General features: G+C 61.4%; 21 protein-coding genes. 12 read left to right on the forward strand and 9 right to left on the reverse strand.

What is annotated here, in order from left to right; all coding sequences use genetic code 11:
- Positions 1–43 precede the first annotated feature (43 nt).
- Positions 44–1,789 carry a bifunctional sulfate adenylyltransferase/adenylylsulfate kinase gene (locus tag L0U79_RS00290; RefSeq protein WP_233839881.1) on the forward strand — a complete coding sequence of 582 codons (1,746 nt, stop codon included), beginning with the start codon at positions 44–46 and terminating at the stop codon, positions 1,787–1,789.
- Between the two features lie 47 nt (positions 1,790–1,836).
- Here the strand turns inward: L0U79_RS00290 and L0U79_RS00295 are convergent, their stop codons facing one another.
- Both L0U79_RS00295 and L0U79_RS00300 read right to left on the reverse strand, forming a co-directional pair.
- Positions 1,837–2,358 carry a DUF4019 domain-containing protein gene (locus L0U79_RS00295; protein ID WP_233839882.1) on the reverse strand — a complete coding sequence of 174 codons (522 nt, stop codon included), beginning with the start codon at positions 2,356–2,358 and terminating at the stop codon, positions 1,837–1,839.
- 210 nt (positions 2,359–2,568) lie between these two features.
- Complete coding sequence (locus L0U79_RS00300) at positions 2,569–3,576, reverse strand: LysR substrate-binding domain-containing protein (RefSeq protein WP_233839883.1); 1,008 nt, start codon at positions 3,574–3,576, stop codon at positions 2,569–2,571.
- Between the two features lie 285 nt (positions 3,577–3,861).
- Between L0U79_RS00300 and cysG the strand changes: the two genes are divergently transcribed.
- The 3 genes from cysG (at position 3,862) to L0U79_RS00315 (ending at position 8,077) form a co-directional block, all read left to right on the forward strand.
- On the forward strand, positions 3,862–5,304 hold the full coding sequence (cysG, locus tag L0U79_RS00305; protein WP_233839884.1) for a siroheme synthase CysG: 1,443 nt from the start codon (positions 3,862–3,864) through the stop codon (positions 5,302–5,304).
- Positions 5,305–5,331: 27 nt separating this feature from the next.
- Positions 5,332–5,973: a peroxiredoxin gene (locus tag L0U79_RS00310; RefSeq protein ID WP_233839885.1), complete on the forward strand. Its 642-nt coding sequence runs from the start codon at positions 5,332–5,334 to the stop codon at positions 5,971–5,973.
- A gap of 199 nt (positions 5,974–6,172) precedes the next feature.
- Positions 6,173–8,077, forward strand: coding sequence for an LTA synthase family protein (locus tag L0U79_RS00315; RefSeq protein WP_233839886.1), 1,905 nt, complete (start codon positions 6,173–6,175; stop codon positions 8,075–8,077).
- A gap of 61 nt (positions 8,078–8,138) precedes the next feature.
- Here the strand turns inward: L0U79_RS00315 and L0U79_RS00320 are convergent, their stop codons facing one another.
- The 4 genes from L0U79_RS00320 to L0U79_RS00335 all read right to left on the reverse strand — a co-directional run bounded on the left by L0U79_RS00320 (position 8,139) and on the right by L0U79_RS00335 (position 12,603).
- Positions 8,139–9,146, reverse strand: a complete 1,008-nt coding sequence (locus L0U79_RS00320) for a M48 family metallopeptidase (protein WP_233839887.1) — start codon at positions 9,144–9,146, stop codon at positions 8,139–8,141.
- Positions 9,147–9,202: 56 nt separating this feature from the next.
- Positions 9,203–10,372: a YjgN family protein gene (locus L0U79_RS00325; protein ID WP_233839888.1), complete on the reverse strand. Its 1,170-nt coding sequence runs from the start codon at positions 10,370–10,372 to the stop codon at positions 9,203–9,205.
- A 177-nt stretch (positions 10,373–10,549) separates the two neighbouring features.
- A complete protein-coding gene (gene groL, locus L0U79_RS00330; protein WP_233839889.1) occupies positions 10,550–12,193 on the reverse strand; it encodes a chaperonin GroEL in 1,644 nt (547 codons plus the stop codon).
- A gap of 116 nt (positions 12,194–12,309) precedes the next feature.
- Positions 12,310–12,603 carry a co-chaperone GroES gene (locus tag L0U79_RS00335; RefSeq protein WP_115479661.1) on the reverse strand — a complete coding sequence of 98 codons (294 nt, stop codon included), beginning with the start codon at positions 12,601–12,603 and terminating at the stop codon, positions 12,310–12,312.
- A 355-nt stretch (positions 12,604–12,958) separates the two neighbouring features.
- Here L0U79_RS00335 and L0U79_RS00340 point away from each other — a divergent pair, with 355 nt between their 5' ends.
- Together L0U79_RS00340 and cutA are read left to right on the forward strand one after the other, a co-directional pair.
- The gene (locus L0U79_RS00340; RefSeq protein WP_233839890.1) at positions 12,959–13,618 is read left to right on the forward strand and encodes a class II aldolase/adducin family protein; all 660 of its coding nucleotides are present in this window, start codon (positions 12,959–12,961) and stop codon (positions 13,616–13,618) included.
- 20 nt (positions 13,619–13,638) lie between these two features.
- On the forward strand, positions 13,639–13,968 hold the full coding sequence (gene cutA / locus L0U79_RS00345) for a divalent-cation tolerance protein CutA (RefSeq protein WP_233839891.1): 330 nt from the start codon (positions 13,639–13,641) through the stop codon (positions 13,966–13,968).
- Here cutA and L0U79_RS00350 read toward each other — a convergent pair.
- From L0U79_RS00350 to L0U79_RS00360, 3 genes are all read right to left on the reverse strand, one after another.
- Positions 13,932–14,360, reverse strand: a complete 429-nt coding sequence (locus L0U79_RS00350; RefSeq protein WP_233839892.1) for a cupin domain-containing protein — start codon at positions 14,358–14,360, stop codon at positions 13,932–13,934. The two genes, cutA and L0U79_RS00350, sit on opposite strands and share 37 nt — an antisense overlap.
- Before the next feature lie 23 nt (positions 14,361–14,383).
- The gene (locus tag L0U79_RS00355) at positions 14,384–15,400 is read right to left on the reverse strand and encodes a TlpA disulfide reductase family protein (protein ID WP_233839893.1); all 1,017 of its coding nucleotides are present in this window, start codon (positions 15,398–15,400) and stop codon (positions 14,384–14,386) included.
- A gap of 106 nt (positions 15,401–15,506) precedes the next feature.
- Positions 15,507–16,958: a PLP-dependent aminotransferase family protein gene (locus tag L0U79_RS00360; RefSeq protein ID WP_233839894.1), complete on the reverse strand. Its 1,452-nt coding sequence runs from the start codon at positions 16,956–16,958 to the stop codon at positions 15,507–15,509.
- A 108-nt stretch (positions 16,959–17,066) separates the two neighbouring features.
- Between L0U79_RS00360 and L0U79_RS00365 the strand changes: the two genes are divergently transcribed.
- The 6 genes from L0U79_RS00365 (at position 17,067) to accB (ending at position 22,665) form a co-directional block, all read left to right on the forward strand.
- Positions 17,067–17,759, forward strand: coding sequence for a glutathione binding-like protein (locus L0U79_RS00365; RefSeq protein ID WP_233839895.1), 693 nt, complete (start codon positions 17,067–17,069; stop codon positions 17,757–17,759).
- 74 nt (positions 17,760–17,833) lie between these two features.
- Positions 17,834–18,745 carry a DMT family transporter gene (locus L0U79_RS00370; RefSeq protein WP_233839896.1) on the forward strand — a complete coding sequence of 304 codons (912 nt, stop codon included), beginning with the start codon at positions 17,834–17,836 and terminating at the stop codon, positions 18,743–18,745.
- A 70-nt stretch (positions 18,746–18,815) separates the two neighbouring features.
- The gene (locus L0U79_RS00375) at positions 18,816–20,975 is read left to right on the forward strand and encodes a protein-disulfide reductase DsbD (protein ID WP_233839897.1); all 2,160 of its coding nucleotides are present in this window, start codon (positions 18,816–18,818) and stop codon (positions 20,973–20,975) included.
- 16 nt (positions 20,976–20,991) lie between these two features.
- Positions 20,992–21,537 carry a TlpA disulfide reductase family protein gene (locus tag L0U79_RS00380; protein ID WP_233839898.1) on the forward strand — a complete coding sequence of 182 codons (546 nt, stop codon included), beginning with the start codon at positions 20,992–20,994 and terminating at the stop codon, positions 21,535–21,537.
- A gap of 147 nt (positions 21,538–21,684) precedes the next feature.
- The gene (gene aroQ, locus L0U79_RS00385) at positions 21,685–22,137 is read left to right on the forward strand and encodes a type II 3-dehydroquinate dehydratase (protein WP_233839899.1); all 453 of its coding nucleotides are present in this window, start codon (positions 21,685–21,687) and stop codon (positions 22,135–22,137) included.
- A 72-nt stretch (positions 22,138–22,209) separates the two neighbouring features.
- A complete protein-coding gene (accB, locus tag L0U79_RS00390; RefSeq protein ID WP_233839900.1) occupies positions 22,210–22,665 on the forward strand; it encodes an acetyl-CoA carboxylase biotin carboxyl carrier protein in 456 nt (151 codons plus the stop codon).
- Positions 22,666–22,864: the final 199 nt, after the last annotated feature.

Raw genomic sequence — 22,864 nt, forward strand, 5'->3', positions numbered from 1 at the left:
CAGCAACACAACAAAAACATAGAGCCCCGATAAAGGAAACAACATGAAAGCCCTCGCCGCCGAGTTCGTCTTGGCCGAACACGAAGCGCTGGTTGCGCCGCACGGCGGCGCGCTGCGCGAACTTTATCTCCCCGACGACGAAGCCGAAGCGTTGAAGAAACGCAGCGCGTCGCTACCGCAGTGGACGCTCAATCAGCGCCAGCTGTGCGATCTCGAATTGCTGCTCAACGGCGGGTTCTCGCCCTTGCAGGGATTTTTGGGACGCGCCGATTACGATCGCGTCGTATCGGAAATGCGCCTGGCCGACGGCACGCTCTGGCCGATGCCGATCGTGCTGGATGTCGATGAGGTTTTTGCATCGAAGCTGCAGGAAAACGCGCAGATCAGCTTGAACGATATACAAGGTACGCCGCTCGCCGTGCTGACGGTGGAAGACGTCTATTTCCCCGATCGCATCGCCGAAGCGCAAGGCGTGTTCGGCACCACCGATCGCGCGCATCCGGGTGTCGCGGAACTGCTCGATCGTACGGGCTCGGTCTATCTCGGCGGACGCGTGCAAGGCATTCAACCGCCGGCGCATTACGATTTCGCCGCACTTCGCCAGAGTCCACGCCAGTTGCGCGACTGGTTTCATCAGCACGGATGGCACCGCATCGTGGCGTTCCAGACGCGCAATCCGATGCATCGCGCGCATCGCGAACTGACCTTGCGCGCAGCGGAACGCGTCGGCGCGAAATTGTTGATCCAGCCTTCGGTCGGCCGCACGAAACCCGGCGATGTCGATCACTACACGCGCGTGCGCTGCTATCGCGCGCTGCTCGAACATTATCCGCACGACCAGGCAACGCTTTCGTTGTTGCCGCTCGCCATGCGCATGGGCGGCCCGCGCGAAGCGTTGTGGCACGCGATCATTCGCAAGAACTACGGCGCTAGCCACTTTATCGTCGGGCGCGATCACGCTGGCCCCGGCAAGGATTCGCACGGCAAGCCGTTCTACGATCCGTATGCCGCGCAGCATCTGCTCGCCGAGCACGAAGAGGAACTGGGCATCGGCATCGTTCCGTTTCCGGCGATGGTGTATGCCGCGAATCGCGACGTGTACGTGCCGCAGACGGAAGTGCAGCCCGATGACGAAGTTCGCGATATTTCAGGCACCGAGCTGCGTCGTCGCTTGCACGAAGGCGAGGCGATCCCGGAATGGTTCACCTTTCCGGATGTCGTGAAGATCTTGCGCGATCGTCATCCTGCCAACGCGCCACAAGGGTTCGCGTTGTTCTTCACCGGGTTGTCTGGTTCCGGCAAATCCACACTGGCGCAGGCGGTGCTGGCCAAATTGCTGGAGACCAGCAGCCGCCCCGTTTCCATGCTGGACGGCGATGAAGTGCGGCGACATCTCTCCAAGGGATTGGGTTTTTCGCGCGAAGATCGCGACGCCAACATCACGCGCATCGGCTTTGTCGCCAGTGAAGTGGTGCGTCATGGCGGCATCGTCATCTGCGCACCGATTGCGCCCTATGCCGGCGCCCGCGCGGAGGCGCGACAACTGGTGCAGGCGCATGGGCGCTTTGTGGAAATCCACGTCTCCACGCCGTTGGAAGTGTGCGAAGCACGCGATCGCAAAGGGCTTTATGCGGCCGCGCGCGCCGGCAAGATCAAGGGATTCACCGGCATCGACGATCCTTACGAAACGCCGGTCTCGCCGGACATCATCATCGATACCAGCGACATCTCGGTTGTCGACGCCGCTGCACGGGTGGTCGATTGGCTGCGTGAAGAAGAACTCGTTTGATCCGATCAACGCCTCCTCCCTGCGTAAGGGAGGAGGCGGCTTGGCGATTACTTGCCTGAAGCGGCAGGCTGTTGAGCCTGGCCTGCCGCAGGCTGTTGCGTTTGCGTCGGCGGTTGAACCGGTCGAACGATATATCCCACCGGCTGCCAATTGGAGCCGCTTTTCGCCAACGACACTGTTTCGAACGTCGCGACGTTCGCAAACTTGGTGACATAAATGACGTTGAGATAGTCGCCGGCCGGCATGCCCTTGGGGTTATCCACCTTGTTCACGCTGAGCCAGCGACGCTCTTGTTCGGCGCCGGCTTGCTGGCGGACATTGCCGATGTATTTGGCCCAATCCGCTTGATTCACGCTTTTCTGCATCAGCGGGCTGCTCGACTTCCACATCGCGTCCGCTTTGTTTGCGTCCGCCTGGACTACCCACTTGTCTGCGGCTGCAATGGCCTTTTCCAGCCCGGAAGGCGCCTGCTGCGCAAACGTCGGGACCGCACCAAGCAACATAGCCGACCAAATACCTGCTCGCAGCGCGCGTTTCGTCTGCGACGATCGATGGTTATCGTGCGTCATCGTAATGTCTCCTTGACAAAGCCGGAGTCGTTCACAGCGAACGACTCGGAAATCTGCATGACTGCGCATTGAAATACGCGACGTCATCCTGTCATGACAGGCAGGAGATGCGCTCTCGGGTTTGCCTTAAATAAGTGTGCGAGAGCGCCTTGCAGGGAGACTCTACTCCTTCGCCGAAGGAGGCAACCAGGGTACGGCATGCGGCGTTTATCAGGCCGCGCGCGGCGTCGCGCGACGCGTAGCACGCGCCTGCAATTCGCCCCACAGCGGCGGCGACGGCCAACGCGGCTCTGCGTGTCCCGCCACCACCCGGCGCAATTCCGCTTCGTCCAGCTGCGGCGCCACCAGACGCGCCAGCTGCGCGACATAACTACGCAAGACATGATCGCGACGCAGAACCATCCAACTTGTGCAGACGGGAAGCAGATTGTCGATATCGAGCGTGACCAATTCGCGCGAGTCCGCAGGACTGATCGCCATTTCCGCCAGGATGCCCACACCCAGACCCGCGAGCACGTAGGTCTTGATGAGATCGGCGTCCGCCGAGGTGCAGGCGATGCGCGGCGTAAAGCCGGCAGCGGCGAATGCGCGCCGCAACGACGACTCCGGTTGCAGCGAGGATTCGTAGCTGACCAGCGGATGCTCGGCCAGATCCTCGACCCTCAGCGGGCGGTTCAGCTTGGCCAGCGGATGGCCTAGCGGCACCACGGCGCGGCGATACCAACGGAACAAGGGCACCGCGATACCACCTTCCGGGGCCTGACCACTGGTGCTGACGATTACCAGGTCCACTTCGCCGCTTTCGAACAGGCTGATGATGCGGCCCTCGCCCTGCGGACGGATATGTACGCCCAAGTCGGGATAGTGCTGCTTCAGTCGGGCGATGGCCTCCGGCAGAACGAAGCGCGCCTGGGTATGCGTGGTGGCGACGGACAGCTCGCCATGCGCCTCTTCGCGCAGGTTGGCGGCGAGAGCGCGGATATTGCGGGCTTCATGCAGGATGCTGCGCGCCCGCTCCAGGACCTGACCGCCGGCGGGGGTGATCGTGTCCAGGCTCTTGCCGCGACGGGTGAAGACCTGGAAACCGAGCTCGCCCTCCAGCTGCTTGAGCTGCTTGCTGATGCCCGATTGGGTGGCGTGAACGTTGTCGGCCGCCAGGGTGATGTTCAAACCGGCGTCGGCGATGGCGACGATGTAGCGAAGTTGCGTGAGGGTCATGAGAAAGGCTCCGAGAGGAAACGCGCGCAGGGTTGTGCTTCATGCTTGCCGAAGCACATACAGCTCACGCACCACCCTGAACGGCGTTTCATCACGACCTCCACACACCGGCGCTATTACCGGTAGTCTCTGGACCTTAACACAGCGTTATTTGGACGTCTATACATCTATAAGTCTTTGCGGCGTCTATGCCGCCGCGGCATATCCTCGGTCCCAGCAGCCATTTCCATCGCAAAAACGCCGGCGTTAGCGTGAATAGCCCATCGCTTTCGCCGGACCCGATTCATGCAGCTTTACCCGCTCTTTGCCGATCTTTCCGACCGCCCCGTGCTCGTGGTGGGCGGTGGCGATGTCGCTGCAAGAAAGACGTCCATGTTGTTGAAAGCAGGCGCCAAGATCACCGTCGGCGCGCCGGTGCTGGGGCCTCAATTGCGGGAATGGGTGCAACAAGGGCGCATCGCTTATCTTCCCGGCGCCTACCAATCCGCGTGGCTTGATGGCGTGTGGCTGGTGATCGCCGCAACGCGTTCACGCCCGCTCAACGCGCGCATCGCCGCCGAGGGACATGCGCTGCAACGATGGGTCAATGTGGTGGACGATCCGGCGCTCTCCAGTTTTCAGGTGCCCGCCTTGATCGACCGCTCGCCCTTGCTGGTAGCCATCTCCAGTGGCGGCGCGGCGCCGATGCTCGCGCGCCGCCTGCGCGAGCGAATCGAAAGCTTGCTCGATCCTGCGCTGGGATCGCTGTTGCAACTGGCACAGCGTTATCGCTCGCGCATTCGCGCGCGCTATGCGGATCTTGGCGTGCGTCGTCGCTTTTACGATTGGTTGCACGACGACATCGTGCTGGCATCATTGCGCGCATCGCAACCCGCTCGCGCGGAACAGCAACTCGTCGCTGCGCTGGACGATTATCAAGAGCCCAAGCAACAAGGTTCCGTTGTGCTGGTTGGTGCGGGTCCCGGCGATCCGGGACTGCTTACGCTGCGCGCACTGCGCGCATTGAACGAAGCCGATGTCATTCTTCACGATGCGCTGATCAGCGAAGAAATTCTGGATCTCGCGCGACGCGACGCCACGCGGATTTCGGTCGGAAAACGCGGTGGCGGCACGCACACGCCGCAGCCGTCAATTCATGCGTTGTTGCTCGAACACGCCAAAGCGGGACGACGCGTGGTGCGACTCAAAGGCGGCGATCCTTTCGTATTCGGTCGTGGCGGCGAAGAGCTGGAATTTCTGCGCACGCACGGCATCGCGTATGAAGTCGTTCCCGGCATCACCGCCGCAGTCGCGTGCGCGGCTTACACCGGCGTGCCGCTCACGCATCGCGATCATGCACACTCGGTGCGATTGGTCACCGCACATTGCCAGCACTCGGTCGACGATTTGGATTGGGCGGAATTGGCGCGCGAGAAACAAACGCTGGCGATCTATATGGGCGTCGGCCAACTGGAAAAACTCACGCAACAATTGATCGCGCACGGACGTCGAGCCGCTACGCCGTTCGTGCTGGTCGAAAACGGTTCGCTCCCGCAACAGCGCACGCTTACCGGCACGCTCGGCGAATTGCCCACGCTGGCCGCACGTCATGCGATTGGCGCGCCTGCGATGCTTATTTTGGGCGAGGTCGCCGCGCACGCCGAGGTTGCGCATTGGTACGGCGAACTGCTTAGCAACCCCTCGCACCAGGCTATCCCCGCCCCTCGGCATCTGGCCGATGCGGCTTGATCGCTTCACTTGCTGACGGAGAACGCCATGAGCCTGCCACTGGGCGAAATCGCCCCCGACTTCACGCTTGATTCCACCGATGGCCCGATCCAGTTGCACGATTACATCGGCGACCACTGGCTGGTGTTCTTTTCGCATCCCAAGGATTTCACGCCGGTTTGCACCACCGAGCTTGGCGCATTCGCGCGTCGCAAGGCGGAGTTCGACAAACGCAACACGCGGCTGCTCGGCTTGTCGGTCGACCCGGTGCACGATCACAAAGCATGGATCAAGGATGTCGAGGATGTCGGCGGCGCGGCAGTGAACTATCCGATCCTTGCCGACCCGGATCTCACCGTGGCGAAGCTCTACGGCATGTTCCATCCCAAGGCGGACCCGAAGGTGACGGTGCGTTCCGTCTTCATCATCGATCCGCAGAGAAAAGTGCGCCTTACCCTCACCTATCCGCCGAGCGCCGGCCGCAATGTGGATGAAATTCTGCGCGTACTCGATTCGCTGCAGCTGACCGACGGACGCAAGCTCACCACGCCGGTGGATTGGCGGCCCGGCGACGAGGTCATCATCGCGCCGTCGCTGTCCGACGACGACGCCCGCGCGCTGTTTCCGGAAGGTTGGCGAACCGTTAAGCCGTATCTGCGTTTATTGCGGTTCAGCAACACCCAGCACTAGGGTTTTGCCGCGCAAGTTCTTGTTACGGCACACAGAGGGCCACCGTCGCGCGACGGTGGCCCTCTTTTTTTGCGAAATCCCCGTAAGTTCCCCGCAAGGCGACGTGAACCCGTTCAATGGGCATGTGACCGCCTGACAACCGATTCATGTCAATCACGTTACAGTCCACATCTCCTGAAGAAAGCGGGTTTTGGACTGCATGGTCCCCACGTCCCCCACCTTGTTCTCCAAACACCCCATCACGGCGCGCGCTGCGCTGGTGGTTGCGATGTCGGTCGCCTTCATCCTGCTGACCGGTTTGCTGGACGGTCACGATGCGGTGGCGGCGTCGCAGTTGATCGAGCAGCCCGCCTTCCCGCTCGCCAATGCGATGCCCGGCCTGATGCTGGCGCTGCTGCTGCTGGTGCTGACCCGTCGCGTCGTGTTCTCGTTCGTCCTGGCGTATTTGTTTCAAGCCGTGATGTACGGCGTCAACGCGCTGAAAGTCGCGAACCTTGGTACGCCGCTGCTGCCTGCGGATTTCCGCATGGTGGATCAATTGCAAAAGGGCGGACTGCATGTGCTCGGCGGCTATCTTCCGCATAGCCCGTGGCTCTATCTCGCGCTGTTGGCGGGTGTGGCCGCGATCGTGACGATGTGGCGTCGCGAACCGCCGCTTTTCGCGCGACGCACCCATGGCAAACGCGTCGTCGCCGGCGCATTGCTCGCCGGAACGTTCGCCACGCTGCTGCTGGGCATGCCCGGTTGGCGCAATCTTTATAACGGCAAAAAACTGTGGCTGGAGCCCTGGTCGGCGGCGGCCACCACGACCCATTCGGGTCTGGTGAGTTCGCTAGTGATGTTCCACCTGCAAGATCGGCGCACCAAACAGAAAGTCGAGCCGGCAGACGTCAACAATCTGCTGCAGACCACGGGCGATGCGGTGCGCGCGCGCATGCAAGCGCCAATGGATCAAGGCAGCGCGTTGCCCGACATCGTCGTGGTGCAAAGCGAATCGTTCTTCGATCCGAGCATCGTGCGCGGCTTCGAGCACGCCAATCTCACGCCTAATCTCACGCGCCTCGCCGACGAAGGCATGAGCGGCCCGCTGCATGTGCCCACCTACGGCGGCGGCACGATCCGCACCGAGTTCGAAGTGCTTACGGGCTTGTCGTTGCGTTACTTCGGCAACATGCAATTTCCCTATCTGCAAATGCACGACAAAGTCGTGCCGAGCATGGTGCGCACGTTGCGCGCACACGGTTACGAAACAGTCGCCATTCACGGCAACGATCCGACGTTCTGGAATCGCAACACGGCATTCAAAGTGCTTGGCTTCGATCGTTTCGTGTCGCAGTCGAGCTTCCCGCAAAATGCGGCAATGGACGGCAAGTACATGGCCGATAGCGCAATGACCGACGAGATCATGGCGCAACTGAAAGATTCCGGCCCGCCGCAATTCCTGTTCGCGATCAGCCTGGAAGCGCATGGCCCTTACGACGTGGATCCGAAAGACGTCGCCGCGCGCAACGCGATCGTGGTGCCGGATACGGTTCCCGCGAAAGACAAGGTGGAAGTGCAGAATTACCTCTACCACATGCAGCATGCCGACGAGGAGTTAGGACGTCTCACCGCCTTGCTCGCCAATCGCAATCGCCCGACCTTGCTGCTGTTCTACGGCGACCACCTCCCCGGCCTCACCGATACGTATCACGCGACGGGTTTCGCAAACGGTCAGGACATGCTGGCGCAAGCGGGCACGTGGTTGCTGATCGATCCGCGCAATCCGGGCGCCGCGCAACACGTGGATATGGCCTCCTGGATGCTGCCGGGCTTGCTGCTCGAACGCGCTGGCATTCATGACGACGCGTATTTCGCGCTGACGCAGGTGCTCGCGCCGTCGCTGGCGGATCTCACGCACGCCCCCGGTGCGCAGCCGCCGCCGATCAACGCGCAACAGCAAACCTTCGATAAGGACATGGCGAGCGTCGCCGTGCTGCGCATGAAAGGCAAACTCGACAAGCTGCTGCCTGCGAGCCTGTTGCCTTCCAATACGGCCGTCGCGAAACAGGACAACGAGGAAGCGGGCACGCAGGCATCGGAAGCCATGGGCGCGCATCGCTGAGCGCTTAGCAAGTCGCGTAAAAGCTGATTCCTCGCGCAAGGAAGCACGCTGGAAGGTGACGTTATTGGCGCGCCAACGTATTGGCGCGCTCTGATTGAGTGCGACGAAAGTCGCGCGATGCCGCCTCTGCGCGTGCGATGCGTTCGCTGTCGAGCGGATGACTGGACAAATAGCGATCGGCCTGTGAATCGGCGGACACGTGATGCGCCTGCTCCAACGCGCGCATCGCATCGACGAACGCCATCGGATCGATGCTCTGCTGCGCGAGCGCCTGAAACGCAAAATTATCCGCGTCCGCTTCAAACGCACGGGAATAATGACTGTTCAACAGAAAAACGGGAATTGCCGAAGCGAGGCTTCCCACCGACGTGACATCGCCCGCCAGCATCCCCGCAATCACTACGACGCCCGAACTGCGCAGCACTTCTCGCATCATGTGGTGGTGCGCCTGATGCCCAAGTTCATGCGCCGCCACCGCGAGAAACGAGCGATCATCCGGCAACGCCTTGATCAGGTCGTCGGTGAACACGACGGTTCCATCCGGCAGCGCGAAGGCATTCGCGCCGATGGCTGGCGCGTTGTAAAAGGCGATAGCTACTGGCGGGAGCCCGGAAACGCCGTGCGCAAACCGATCGAAAATCTGCTGCAGGTGCGCGCGGCGATCCGCAGGCAACTGGCTAGTTAAAAGAATTCGTCCTCGCAAAACCGATAGCGATTCTCTTCCCATCACCACTTCGGCGCGGTGCGGCATATGCGAAGCGATGCGATCGGCCGTCCACGGCAACACGTATTCGAATAAACCGATCGTCGCCAGCACCACGACCACGATGCTGACGATCGCGATCGAACGCATGCGCTCCAATCGATCGACCGTGCGCTCGATGCGATGACTGCGCGCGAACCAATCCGCGGGCATGTCGTCATGCGCAATCTGCAATTGCGCGCCGTCCGGCAACCACAAGGTAAAGGGCACGCCGATAACGCGTGCGCTCGGCTCGATATCCGAGAATGGCGCGCATCCGGCCACATCCGCACCACGCCAATTCAACGAATCGCCCACGCGCGACACGACGACCCGCGTTGCGCGGGTCGTCCGACCGTCATGAAAGATGCCGGGTATCGACATTAGAGACCGATATCGAAGCCCAAAAGGCTGTCGATTTCGGTACCCGTGGCGCTGACGTCGTTATCGCTGGCGCGTTGCGTGAATTCTTCCAGGTTGCCTTCGCCAATCACGCGCAAACACGACGCGCGATAGCGCACCACCTGAATCTTAGCCCACGGAATGGCGAGACCGAGCGTAAAGATGATCGCCAACGCATTGCCCATATAGATCCGCAGCATCGGCCCGAATTCGAGCGACGACTGCATCTGATAACGCGCCAACGACGCCTGGTTGTACAGCGCATTGGTCATGCGGACGTGCGTGTACGTCCAAATCGTGATGTACAACGGAGCAAGGCATAGATAGCTGACAAGGACGATCAGAATCGGATGCGTCTTTGGATCGATATGCCCTTTCACCAACCCATTGAAGAAGATCCCCATCAAAATCCCCGTAGGAATCATGCAGAGAAGTGCGATGCCGAACGCAGCGCCATAGATGCGGTAGTACGCACCGATTTCGGTGGTGAAGCGAAACGACTTGCCGCCGAAGTAATGGTGCTCGGCCATCCATTGCTGCTGATTGCCCTTGACCCAGGGATAGAAAGCGAACATCCCCGCAAACAGCAGCAACGCGCCAGCGAGCGGATGCCCGACGGACTTCAGAAGTCCAAACAATCCGAGCGGAATCGCCATCAACAGATACACCAACAAATACCACTGATACGCCCCGGCGTAATCGGCGATAAAACGAAAATGCAGACCGCGCCACGCCGAATACCGCGCACGGAACATCAAGCCTTTCACGACCATCCACGGCATAAAGACACCGACCACGCCCATCGTGGCCAGCTGCAGCGGACGGGAAAAGTGACCCGCGATCACATAGGTGGCGAACAGCATCGCTGCAATCAACCGCCCGCGCAAAATAGGAATGGGTCGCGCGAGATATTCGAACGGCGATCCTTCGAACAGCGTGTTGGCGTACATGTAGCGTCGCGTACGCACCGACGCCCACGCCGAATAAATACCGAGCGTGACGATGCTCAAAGCGACATTGACGATCCAGATGCGAAAGTAATCGCGCGCGTTACCGCGGAATTCGAACTCGTGGACGTCGGCGGAGCGACCGATGATCGTGTCGCTGATCTCGGGCAAGTAAATGCCCGAGCCCATGGTCTCGTCATGCATATCCCTATTTCCCCTCTTCGACCTCCCCCCGGAGGTGAGCCGAGTGTAGCGCCGAAATGTGATCCGCAACGCACTCTGCCAGGGCGGGACAAACCGTCGGCCGGGGTATCGAAAAGGGAAAAAGAAAGCCCCGCTTGCGCGGGGCTTTCTGCAAACACTTCGCGATGAACGCAGGACTTAGAAGTCCATGCCGCCCATACCGCCCATACCGCCGCCCGGGGCGCCATGGTTGTGCTCTTCTTTCTTCGGCAGCTCGGCCACCATCGCTTCGGTGGTGATGAGCAGGCCGGCCACGGACGAGGCGTACTGCAGGGCCGAACGCGTGACCTTGGTCGGATCCAGGATGCCGAATTCGATCATGTCGCCGAACTCGCCGGTAGCGGCGTTGTAGCCGTAGTTACCCTTGCCTTCCTTGACCTGGTTGACGATCACAGACGGCTCGTCGCCGGCGTTGAACACGATTTCGCGCAGCGGCGCTTCCAGCGCACGGCGGGTGATGGCGATACCGTGGTTCTGATCTTCGTTGTCGCCCTTCACGCCGTCGATGGCCTTCAGCGTGCGGATCAGCGCAACGCCACCGCCCGGGACCACGCCTTCTTCAACCGCGGCGCGGGTGGCGTGCAGCGCGTCTTCCACGCGTGCCTTCTTTTCCTTCATTTCGACTTCGGTCGCAGCGCCGACCTTGATCACAGCAACGCCGCCGGCCAGCTTGGCCACGCGTTCCTGCAGCTTCTCGCGGTCGTAGTCGGAAGAAGTCTCTTCGATCTGCGCCTTGATCTGGCCGATGCGCGACTGGATCTTCGCCGCTTCGCCAGCGCCGTCGATGATGGTGGTGTTTTCCTTGGTCACCACGACCTTCTTGGCGCGGCCGAGATCTTGGATGGTGGCCTTCTCAAGCTGCAGGCCCACTTCTTCGGAGATGACCTGGCCGTTGGTGAGGATGGCCATGTCTTCCAGCATCGCCTTGCGACGATCGCCGAAGCCCGGCGCCTTCACGGCTGCAACCTTGACGATGCCGCGGATGGTGTTGACCACGAGGGTGGCCAGCGCTTCACCTTCCACTTCTTCGGCGACGATCAGCAGCGGCTTGCCGGCCTTGGCGACGCCTTCGAGGATCGGCAGCATTTCGCGCACGTTGGAGATCTTTTTGTCGTACAGCAGGATGAACGGGTCATCCAGCTCGACCTGCTGGCTCTGCTGGTTGTTGATGAAGTACGGCGACAGGTAGCCGCGGTCGAACTGCATGCCTTCCACGACGTCGAGTTCGTTCTCCAGACCCGAACCTTCTTCAACCGTGATCACGCCTTCCTTGCCGACCTTCTTCATCGCGGTGGCGATGATGTCGCCCACGGCGACGTCGGAGTTGGCGGAGATGGTGCCGACCTGGGCGATAGCCTTGTCGTCAGCGGTGGGCTTGGAGAGCTTCTTCAGCTCTTCCACGGCGGCGATGACGGCCTTGTCGATACCGCGCTTGAGATCCATCGGATTCATGCCGGCGGCCACGGCCTTCAGGCCTTCGCGCACGAACGCCTGGGCCAGCACGGTCGCGGTGGTGGTGCCGTCACCGGCGGTGTCGGAGGTCTTGGACGCGGCTTCCTTGACGATCTGGGCGCCCATGTTCTCGTAGGCGTCGGCCAGTTCGATTTCCTTGGCGACGGACACGCCGTCCTTGGTGACGGTCGGAGCGCCGAAGCTCTTCTGGAGCACGACGTTGCGGCCCTTGGGACCCAGGGTGACCTTCACGGCATTTGCGAGGGTGTTCACGCCCTTGAGGATGCGTGCGCGGCTGTCTTCGCCGAAGCGGACTTCTTTAGCGGCCATAATTTTTTTGCCTCAAAAAAATTAAATTAAATACGGAAAATCTTGCGAAAAAACTGCGGAAGGAGCCAAAGGCGACGAGGTGCGAGTCTTTGACGTCAACACCAATCGCCACCGAATCAGCCCTCGATCACCGCCACAATGTCGTCTTCCTTCAGGAAGACCAGCTCTTCGCCGTCGATCTTGATTTCCTGGCCGGCGTACTTGCCGAACAGCACCACTTCGCCGGCCTTGACCGACATCGGGCGCACCTTGCCGTCTTCCAGGATGCGGCCTTCACCGGCGGCGATGACCTTGCCGCGGGTCTGCTTTTCGGTTGCGCTATCGGGGATGACGATGCCGCCGGCGGAGACACGCTCCTCTTCCAGACGCTTGACGATGACGCGATCGTGCAGCGGACGCAGTTTGCTCATGAGAAAACTCCAGCTATGGCTTGAGGTTAGAGAAAATAGTGGGCGACCCCGAGGCCGGCCTCTGGCAGGCGCCTGTTAGCACTCGGGAAACACGAGTGCCAATTTTAGCCTCCAAAAAAACCCTGGGTACAGGGCCGGTCGAACTCTGAAGAGATGAATAGGGGTGGGCTGGCGGCTTTCAAGGGTTCGGATAGAAGCAATTTTTAGATCGTCGCCCCGGCGCACGCGGTGAGGGCACATGGGTATGCCCGGGTTTGAGGAGCGAGGAAAGCCGGGGCGACGGGATATTCCCTATCGACACCGGCTGCGAGAACGTCAACGATTACGTATTGCGCCAACAACAAGGCTATCGGCAGTGAGTAACGAGCGCTCGCTTCGCGAGAAAATCGTCGCCAACGGTTTGAAATTGACCCCGTCCGGCTTGAGCCAGGGCACCTCCGGCAACCTGAGCATCCGCTTCGGCGGCGGATTCCTGATCACGCCCAGCGGGATGCCCTACGGCGAGGTCGCGCCGGACGACGTGGTGTTCGTGGATATGGAGGGTCGATACGAACACCCGCGCCGTCCGTCCAGCGAGTGGCGATTCCATCGCGATATCTACGCAGCGCGCGCCGACGCGGGCGCGATCGTGCACGCGCATCCGCCGTACAGCACGGCGTTGGCGATGTGCCGCATGGATATCCCCGCCGCGCATTACATGATCGCCGTCGGCGGCGGCGATTCGATTCGCTGCTCGGAATATTTCACCTACGGCACGCAGGAACTCTCCAATGCCGTGGTGCGCGCGCTGGATGGACGGCTCGCGTGCCTGATGGCCAATCACGGCATGATCGCCACCGGCGCCAACATGGAACAAGCGATGTGGCGCGCGATCGAAGTGGAAACGCTCGCGCATCAGTACACGTTGGCGCTGCAAATCGGCAAACCCGCCATGTTGAGCGATAAGGAAGTGGGCGATGTGCTGGAAAAATTCGGCAATTACGGTTTGATGGCGCGCAACGCTTCTTCCACCTAAGCGCGTCGACGAGGCTTTCTATGTCTGCTCCCGACCATGTTCTGCTCTGCTATTGCACGTGTCCGAATGTCGCGAGCGCGACGCATCTGGCCGAAGCCTTGGTCAACGAATCGCTCGCGGCGTGCGTAAATCGCATTCCCGGCATCCAATCGACGTATCGGTGGAAAGGCGAAGTCACCACTGACACGGAAGAACTGTTGCTGATCAAAACCACCGCGTCGCGTTTCGAAGCGTTGAAGGAACGCGTGCTGGCGTTGCATCCGTACGAATTGCCCGAATTGATCGCCGTGCCGGTGGAGCGCGGCCATGCCGCTTATTTAGAGTGGGTGCGCGCGGCCGGCGAAGATTGATCGGGCTTTCGATCCCCCACCGTAAGCGTTGCATCCGGTGGCGCGACAAACACCACTAGCATCGTTGCGGACTCGACGTCGCTCGCGTTGCCGCTCATGACGTGATGCGCCCCGGCCGGCTCGAACCAGCTGTCGCCGGGGCCATACACGTGCAGCGCGCCACCTTCGATCCGACTTCGAATATGGCCGCTCAGCACATACACGAACGCATCGCCGCCGTGCCGATGCGGAGCGGAAAATTGCCCCGGCGCGTAAGTCACGGTGACTGCGCTCAGTTGGCGATCGTGCGTGGCGGCGAGCGGCGACGATAGCAGCGCGTGCTCTTCCGCTGCCGCAATGCCGCCTGCCCATCCAATCGCTACGAATAATGCGAGAGCCGTTACACAACGCATAAACACACCTCCATCGAACGCGCCTACTTCGACGACAACGTCTTCAATTCGTCGCCCAGTTTCGGATCGACGCCTTCGATGCGTCGCACGACGCGCCCTTGTGCGTCGAACACCAGCAGCGTGGGCACATGCGTCACGCGGTAGCGGCGAAACAGTGTGCCGGATTCGTCCAGCGCCAGCGGCATCGTCAGATGATGGTCGCGCTGATACGCAAGCAGATCGTCCTTGCCTGCCCACAATCGCGAAGAAACGCCCAGCCAGCGCACGCGATCGTCTTGCGACAACGCGGTGACTTGCTCGCGCACGGCGCGGCAACTCTCCGCAACCGCAGGGCGACTCTGCGCGAGATAGGTTTCGCACCACGGCGACATAAACACCAGCACCGTGGGACGACCTTTGCCGGCATCTGTGCGCAGCGGAAAATCGGCGCCCGATACGGTGGGAATCGAGAGGTCCGGCAGCGTGGTGCTTGCCTCATCGCTCGCATTATTGGCTGCTGCGCGCGCGACCGTATTTGCGGGCGCCGACGTGCGCGCCGCCAACAACGCCGCGTCCAGCTTGTCATTCGCTTCGTGACCGAGAAACGCGATGCGACCGTCGCGACCGATCACCACATGCTGCGGCGTCACGCGCAAATGAAACGCCTCGCCGATAGAACCGTCGTCGAACACGATTGGCATCTTCAGACCCATCTGGCTGCGGTAACGGCGTACGTCTTTCACCGTATCGTCGAAACCGACATCGATCGCGATCACCACCAAATCTTTTCCCGCATGCTCGTACACCTGCTTAAGATGCGGCATCTGTTGGCGGCACGGCACACACCAAGTGGCCCAGAATTCCAGGTACACGGCTTTCTTGCCGTAGTAGCTGGCCAAGTCGATGGTTTGACCGTCGATGGTCTTCAGCACAAGCCTGGGCGCTGGCGTACCGACTAAACCACGTGCAGCCGCTTGCGCATGCTGATCGCCGGTTTCGGCGCGCAGCGATCCGCTCAACATCAAGAACAGCATCGATAAAAGGAAGGCTATGACGCGCACGTTCGATTCCTTGACTGGGGGTGCGAACATGCTCCCGAAACGATTGGCTCCTCGTAAGAGCCACTTTGCGGTAATTCATGGAGTCCACCGCAAACGTTGAAGCGCGCTAGCGGGCGTCGATCAGCTTCACCACTTTGCGCACGGCCTCGTCGATCCGCGGCACCTCGATCATGCCTAAGCCGAACGCGACGCCGTTCGACGATGCGCGATCCATCGCATAACCGTTCAACGATTCCAGGTTGATGCCGTGTTCGGCTGCTCGCGCATGCAAGGTCGTGGCGTCCTTCGATGCGAAAAGATTCGCCGCCAAATGCAAGCCCGCGTCGGAAGGCCATGGCCGCAAACGCTCTTTGGCGTGTCGCGTTATCGCATCGAGCAAGGCATCGCGCCGCTCGGCGTATACCTTGCGCATATGCCGCACGTGGCGCACGAGATGGCCTTCGGCGATAAACGCGGCGAGCGTATCTTGCGCCAGCACATCGCCGTGCCAATCGGTTTGATGCTTGGCGTTGACGAACGCCGCGCGCAGCCACGAAGGCACCACCGCGTAACCGAGTCGCAAGGTCGGAAACAGGCATTTGGAAAACGTGCCGACATAACACACGGTGTCGTTGCGATCGAGCGTCTGCAGCGCATCCAGCGGGCGCCCGCTGTAGCGAAACTCGCTGTCGTAATCGTCTTCGATCACCAGCGCGCCGCGCGCACGCGCAAATTCCAACAAAGCGACGCGGCGACGCGGCGACATCACCACGCCCAAAGGAAACTGATGCGATGGCGTTACGTAGATCACGTTGGCGTCGGGCGGCAGTTGCTCGACGATCAATCCTTCTTCATCCACCGGCACACCGACAACGCGCGCGCCGGCTGCGAGAAAAACCGCGCGCAAGGGCGGATAGCCGGGATCTTCCACCGCGACCACGGTTTCGCCCGGCGTCACTAGCACGCGCGCCAGCAGATCGAACGCTTGCTGCGCGCCGCTGGTGACGATCACATCGTCGGGCTCGCACGACACCGCGCGTGCGAACGAAATATGTTGTGCGATGGCTTCGCGCAGCGCGGGCCGCCCTTGCGCCAGGTCGTAAAGCGGCGCGGCCCTGGATTGCTGCCGCAGCGCGCGCGCCGACAGTCGCCGCCAAATGTCGTACGGAAACGGTTGGCTGTCGGGAATGCCGAGGCGAAAGTCGTAGGCGAATTTGCCAGGCATCGGCGCCGGCGCATCGGCAAGATTTCGCCAATACGGCGCCAACCGTCGATCGAACGATGTGGCGGCGACTTTGGGGCGATGAATATCCCGACGCAACGCCAAATTGGCGACAAAGTTGCCGGCGCCGCGTCGCGCTTCGATATAGCCCTCGCCCAACAAAAGGTCGTACGCCGCGACCACGGTATTGCGCGACACCTGCAAGGCGTCGGCCAGCGCGCGTGTCGCCGGCAGACGAAGTCCTGGCTTCAATCGCCCATCCAAAATCGCGGCGCGCAATTGGCCATGCAGTGCCGCGAGGCGCTGGCGAGAGCCGCGCTCGGGCAAAGCCAGCGGAAATTCGAAGGGGTGGTCCATGTCGGAGCTCCTATCCAACTGGACCTGTAGATTTGTCTTAATGTGGTCCTTTTGCAAGACCAGCTAGCCACCTAGGATGACGCCATCGCCTCATCGGAGCCGCCCGTCATGATCGACCTCTATTTCGCTGCCACCCCAAACGGCCTGAAGGCCAAGCTCTTCCTGGAAGAAGCGCAGCTGCCGTATCGCGTGATGCCGATCAGCCTCAGCAAGGGCGAGCAGTTCGATCCGGCATTCCTGGCTATTTCGCCGAACAACAAGATCCCGGCGATCGTCGATCACGATCCGGTCGGCGGCGGCGAGCCCGTGAAGCTCTTCGAATCCGGCGCGATCTTGCTTTATCTGGCGGAAAAGATCGGGCGTTTGATTCCCAAGGAGATTCACGGTCGCGCCGAGGTGCTGCAGTGGCTGTTCTGGCAAATGGCGGGCCTGGGACCGATGGCCGGACAGATCGGGCACTTCAATGTGTACGCGCCGGAGAAAGTGCCATACGCCATCGACCGCTATACGCGCGAGACCGCACGCCTTTACGGCGTGCTCGACCACCAGCTGGCCGACCGCGCGTTTATCGCCGGCGAATTCTCGATTGCCGATATCGCCTGTTACCCATGGATCGTTCCGCACGAAGCACATGGACAGAACTTGGATACGTTCCCCCATCTCAAGCGCTGGTTCGACAGCATGGCAACCCGTCCGGCCACGCTGCGCACCTACCAGGATGTCGAAAACGTGTATGCCCCTAAACATGCGATATCGGAGGAAGAGCGGCGCGTGTTGTTCGGCGCAGGCAAGCGAGCCTGACCACCGAAGATTGCTGACAGGTTTCGGTACGCCGCCGACTTAGGTTGTATGCACGCCACTTTGAGTCTATCGCCATGAAAAAGTCCGACGTCGCCGCGTTGTTGTTGCTGGGAGCCATCTGGGGTGCGTCGTTCCTGTTTATGCGCATGGGCGCCGCGCAGTTCGGCAGCATGCCGCTGGCGGGCATGCGTGCGATCGGCGCAACGATCTGTTCGATTCCATTGCTGATGTCGCGGGAGCGTCTCGCGGAATTGCGCGCGAACTGGAAGTCGATCAGCTTGATCGGACTGGCGAACTCGGCGTTGCCGTTCGTGCTGTTTTCGTATGCCGCGCAAAGTTTGCCGTCCGGTCTCTCGGCGATCTTCGATGCGATTGCGCCGTTGCTGGTCGCGGCGTCCGGTTGGTTGTGGCTGAGCGAGAAGCTGGACGCGACGCGCACCAGCGGTTTGGTGATCGGCATGATCGGCGTGGTATGGCTGATTGGCGGCACCATGGGTTTCGGACATGGCGGCGCGTCGGTGGGTTGGGCGATGGCGGCGTGCGTCGGCGCAAATATTTGCTACACGTTCGGCGCGCATTACAGCCATCGCCGCGTGCAGAGTGTTTCGCCGCTGACGGTGGCGATCGGCAGCCAGGTCGCCGCCGCCTTGATGTTGCTGCCTTTTACCGTCTGGTATTGGCCGGCGAAGTCGCCGTCCGTGCAAGCCTGGGTCGCGATGTTCGGTCTGGCCGCGGTCTGCACCTCGCTTGCCTATGTGTTGTTCTACGGATTGCTGGCGCGCATCGGTTCCACGCGTTCGATGGCGGTGCTGTATCTGATCCCAGTGTTCGGCGTGGTCTGGGGCGCGATGTTGCTGGGCGAAACCGTGACGCTGGCGATGGGTGGCGGCTGCGCGGTGATCCTGCTCGGCGTGGCGTTGACCACCGGCATGCTGAAGCCACGCTCCCGGGCACCCGCTGCAACCTGCGCGGTCGAAGAAGCATGAGGTCCGGCATTTGCCGCCAGCTGGTTCATAATCCCCTTTCGCGCTTGGCGCGATCTTGATTGGAGTTGGAATGCGTTCGCTTCGTTACGGCCGCGCCGCCGCTTACCTCGTCACCCTGCTTACGTTGATGTTTGGCGCATCCGCGTTCGCGCAAGACACGGAAAACCTGCTTCCGGTCACCGAGGCGTACAAACTCAGCGCCGACGCCAGCACACCCGGCGTGGTGAAGCTGCACTGGACCATCGCGCAGGATTACTACCTGTATCGCGGACGCATGGCGTTCAAAGGCGGCGACGGTGTCACGCTCGGCCAAGCGCAATTGCCCGATGGCGAGAAGCACGACGATCCGTACCTGGGTCCGGTAGAGACGTATCACCACAGCATCGATGCGACGATTCCTTACACCGTTGCGCCTGGCGCCACCACGCTCGCATTAAGCGTGCGCTATCAGGGCTGCCACGAGACCGATCCGAAGATTTGCTATCCGCCGCATACCGAGCAATTGAATCTGCAGATACCTGCAGCTGGCGGAGCGTCGAAAAACGCGCTCAACGATTTGCTCAGCGCGCCGCCGCGCGCACTAGGCGACAACAACGCGCCGCTGCCTGCGGAACAGGCGTTCCACTTCGACGCTATCGCGCAGGATGCGCGTCATCTGCTGCTGCGCTGGACGATGCCCAAGGGTTACTACCTGTATCGCGATCAGACGCAGCTCACGCTGAAAGGTGCACCGACATTGTCGCTGTCGCCCGCGTGGCCAGGAGGCACGACGCATAGCGATGCGCACTTCGGCAGCACCACGGTGTACTTCGGCGAAGTCACGCTGCCGGTCACGATCAACGGCGATACCAACGGCACGGCATCGCTCGACTTGATCGCCAGTTTTCAAGGGTGCCAAGACGGTGGCTTGTGCTATCCACTGATGTCGCGTCAAGCGCATATCGCATTGACCGGAGGTAGCAACGCCACGATCGAAACGGCGCCGAATCCCGCACCGGAAATGCCGCCGGCTGATGCGAAGCAAAACGATTCGCTGCACGTGAGTTTCTTCTACGCGCTACTGCTCGCGCTTGGCGGCGGCCTGGTGTTGAACTTGATGCCGTGTGTACTGCCTGTACTTTCGATCAAGGCGATCGGTTTGATTGAGAGCGGCGACAGCCCGGCGCGTCGTCGCATGCACGCGCTGATGTATACCGCAGGCGTGCTGGTGAGTTTTGTCGTGCTTGGCGCGGTGATCATCGCGTTGAAAACGGCATGGGGCGCGCATCTGCAGAGTCCGTTAGTGGTCGCGATACTTGCGCTGGTGATGTTGGCTGTCGCGCTATCGATGTCGGGTGTCGTTCAGTTCGGCGCATCGCTCGGCAATACCGGCAGCTCGCTGGCCAATCGTTCCGGTCCTGCCGGCGATTTCTTTACGGGTGTATTGGCGGTGGTTGTCGCCAGCCCCTGCACGGCGCCTTTTATGGGCACCGCATTGGCGTATGCGTTGGTCGCGCCGATGTTCATCGCGATGTGCGTGTTCTTGGCGTTGGGTATCGGCTTGGCGTTGCCATTTCTCGCCGTCGGATTCGTACCGGCGCTTTCGCGCTGGTTGCCGCGCCCCGGTCGCTGGATGGAAACGCTGAAGGAAGTGCTGGCGTTCCCGATGTATCTCACCGCCGCGTGGCTGGCGTGGGTATTGGCGCATCAACGCGGCGCCGATGCCGTGGGCTTGCTGATGGTCGCGGCGGTGCTGCTGGCGATGACGCTGTGGTGGTTCGAACGCAGCCGCGCACGTGGCGCGCTCAGTCGCATACTGGTCGGCTTGCTCGCCTTGTTTACGTTGGCCCCGCTGTATTACCTCGCGACGCTGCCGGCTGCCGCGCAGGCATCCGCGGCGACGGATGGCGTGGTGGCTTATTCGCCTGAAAAACTGGCCAAACTGCGCAAAGCCGGCACGCCGGTCTTCGTCGATATGACGGCCGACTGGTGCGTCACCTGCAAAGCCAACGAACACACCGTGCTCGATGGCGACGACTTCAAGGCGCTGCTCAAGCGCACAGGCGCCGTTTATATGAAAGGCGACTGGACCAACGAGGACCCGTCGATCTCCGCTTTTCTGCAGGAATACCACTCGCCCGGCGTGCCTCTCTACGTCGTGTTTCCCAAGAATGGCGGCGCAGGGCATCAGCTGCCGACCGTGCTCACATCCTCACTGGTCGAGCATGCGCTGACCGAGGCGGCCAAGTGATCCGGGGCTCCGTGACGTGCTGAGCCGCACCAATCAGCTTATTCTCGGTTTGGCCTTGCTGGCGGCGATCGTCGGGGGCTGGCTGCAATACGAAAATCGATCGCCGCATGTTCCGGCGGGCATTCATGTCGCGAACGTCGGCGATCTTCGCCCAGATCCGACCCTGACGGATTCTTCTGGCAAACCGCATCGCCTATCCGACTTCCACGGCAAACGCGTGCTGCTCAATTTTTGGGCAAGCTGGTGCGTACCCTGCCTGAGCGAGATGCCGGCCCTGAATGCTGCGCAGCGTAACTTCGCCGATCAGGGCTCGATCGTGCTAGGTATCGCCATGGATGAGCCTACAAACGTACAAGCCTTCCTGGCCAGGCATCCGGTGAGCTACCCGATCCTGATGGGCGATCTCGCCTCACAGAGCACATCCCTTCAATTTGGCGACCGGGACGAAGTGCTGCCTTTCAGCGTGTTGTTGGACGAAAACGGCAGGATTCTGGCCATCCAGCGCGGCCCACTCGATGCGAACAGGCTGAGCCGCTGGCTTTCCCCGGCAACCGCGCCCTGACGCGGTTTAGGGCGCCATACGTTTACGCACGTTTAACGCCGCCGTTCTCCGCCAAACATCGCCGAACTGCGCCGAACTGGACAACACCCAGGGATACCATCACACTGCGCGGATTCCGAGGCGCCCGGGGGCGGCCTGGAGCCATCTATGGCGAAGCTGCTGGTCCTGCACGGACCCAACCTCAACCTGCTGGGCGTACGCGAACCGGACATCTACGGTCGGGAAACGCTGGCCGATATCAACAACCTGCTCGCCCAGCGCGCGCAAGCTGCGGGGCATGAGCTGGCTTGGTATCAGTCCAACGCCGAGCACGAGCTGATCGGACGCATTCATCAGGCGCGGGACGAGCAGGTGGACTACATCCTGATCAATCCCGGCGCCTTCACGCATACCAGCGTCGCCTTGCGCGATGCCTTGGCGGCGGTCGACATCCCGTTTATCGAGCTGCATATGAGCAATGTGCATGCGCGGGAACCGTTCCGTCGCCACTCTTATCTGTCCGACCTCGCGGTCGGCGTGATTTGCGGTTTTGGCAGCGCCAGTTACCGACTGGCCTTGGATGCCGCCATGACCAAACTTGAACCGAAACCGGCCGCTTAGTCGGCCAATACGGATTTCTTTCACTTTCCGGCCGCCAAGCTGCGGCCTTCAGACCCTGAGAAGGCAAGCCCTATGGATCTGCGCAAGATCAAAAAACTGATCGACCTGCTCGAGGAATCCAACCTCGCCGAACTGGAAATCAAAGAAGGCGAGGAAGTCGTTCGCCTGTCGCGCGTTCCCAAAGGCAACATCACCGTCGCCGCCCCGCCCGCCGTGGTGCATGCCGCGCCGGTCGTCGCACCGGTGGCGGCTCCCGCCGCCGCGCCGGCCGAACCCGCCAGCAACCTGCCGGCTGGCCACGTGGTGAAGGCGCCGATGGTCGGCACGTTTTACGCCTCGGCCAGCCCGGGCGCCGCCGCGTTCGTGAAGGTAGGTCAGCAAGTGAAGGCCGGCGAGACGCTAGGCATCATCGAAGCGATGAAGATGTTCAATCAGATCGAGGCCGACGTCGCCGGCACCGTGCAAGCCATCCTGCTCGAGAACGGCCAGCCGGTGGAATTCGACCAGCCAATGTTCGTGATCGCCTGACGGCCGTGAGCCTGCCCTATAACTCTGAGTGGCCCGCGCTGGGATCTGTTTGCGCGCAGGGCAAGGAAGAACGAGAGAAGTGTATGTCGATACATGAACGAGTGATGACGCCGCCATGCGGGCAAACAGACCCAGCCCTTCGGGTTGAACTTGTGCGCCCGCCATGCGGCAGCGCGCGATTTGACCTGACGGCCAGTCA

Source organism: Dyella sp. 2HG41-7 (assembly GCF_021390675.1).
In the GTDB taxonomy this organism is placed as follows: Bacteria; Pseudomonadota; Gammaproteobacteria; order Xanthomonadales; family Rhodanobacteraceae; genus Dyella_B.

What these genes read in the sequence shown, in the direction of transcription:
- L0U79_RS00310 (WP_233839885.1), top strand. Translation starts at nt 5,332, where the DNA reads ATGAGCCTGCCACTGGGCGAAATCGCCCCCGACTTCACGCTTGATTCC.
- L0U79_RS00300 (WP_233839883.1), bottom strand. Translation starts at nt 3,576, where the DNA reads ATGACCCTCACGCAACTTCGCTACATCGTCGCCATCGCCGACGCCGGT.
- aroQ (WP_233839899.1), top strand. Translation starts at nt 21,685, where the DNA reads ATGGCGAAGCTGCTGGTCCTGCACGGACCCAACCTCAACCTGCTGGGC.
- L0U79_RS00290 (WP_233839881.1), top strand. Translation starts at nt 44, where the DNA reads ATGAAAGCCCTCGCCGCCGAGTTCGTCTTGGCCGAACACGAAGCGCTG.
- cysG (WP_233839884.1), top strand. Translation starts at nt 3,862, where the DNA reads ATGCAGCTTTACCCGCTCTTTGCCGATCTTTCCGACCGCCCCGTGCTC.
- groL (WP_233839889.1), bottom strand. Translation starts at nt 12,193, where the DNA reads ATGGCCGCTAAAGAAGTCCGCTTCGGCGAAGACAGCCGCGCACGCATC.
- L0U79_RS00315 (WP_233839886.1), top strand. Translation starts at nt 6,173, where the DNA reads ATGGTCCCCACGTCCCCCACCTTGTTCTCCAAACACCCCATCACGGCG.
- L0U79_RS00375 (WP_233839897.1), top strand. Translation starts at nt 18,816, where the DNA reads ATGCGTTCGCTTCGTTACGGCCGCGCCGCCGCTTACCTCGTCACCCTG.
- cutA (WP_233839891.1), top strand. Translation starts at nt 13,639, where the DNA reads ATGTCTGCTCCCGACCATGTTCTGCTCTGCTATTGCACGTGTCCGAAT.
- L0U79_RS00295 (WP_233839882.1), bottom strand. Translation starts at nt 2,358, where the DNA reads ATGACGCACGATAACCATCGATCGTCGCAGACGAAACGCGCGCTGCGA.
- L0U79_RS00325 (WP_233839888.1), bottom strand. Translation starts at nt 10,372, where the DNA reads ATGCATGACGAGACCATGGGCTCGGGCATTTACTTGCCCGAGATCAGC.
- accB (WP_233839900.1), top strand. Translation starts at nt 22,210, where the DNA reads ATGGATCTGCGCAAGATCAAAAAACTGATCGACCTGCTCGAGGAATCC.
- L0U79_RS00360 (WP_233839894.1), bottom strand. Translation starts at nt 16,958, where the DNA reads ATGGACCACCCCTTCGAATTTCCGCTGGCTTTGCCCGAGCGCGGCTCT.
- L0U79_RS00370 (WP_233839896.1), top strand. Translation starts at nt 17,834, where the DNA reads ATGAAAAAGTCCGACGTCGCCGCGTTGTTGTTGCTGGGAGCCATCTGG.
- L0U79_RS00365 (WP_233839895.1), top strand. Translation starts at nt 17,067, where the DNA reads ATGATCGACCTCTATTTCGCTGCCACCCCAAACGGCCTGAAGGCCAAG.
- L0U79_RS00335 (WP_115479661.1), bottom strand. Translation starts at nt 12,603, where the DNA reads ATGAGCAAACTGCGTCCGCTGCACGATCGCGTCATCGTCAAGCGTCTG.
- L0U79_RS00350 (WP_233839892.1), bottom strand. Translation starts at nt 14,360, where the DNA reads ATGCGTTGTGTAACGGCTCTCGCATTATTCGTAGCGATTGGATGGGCA.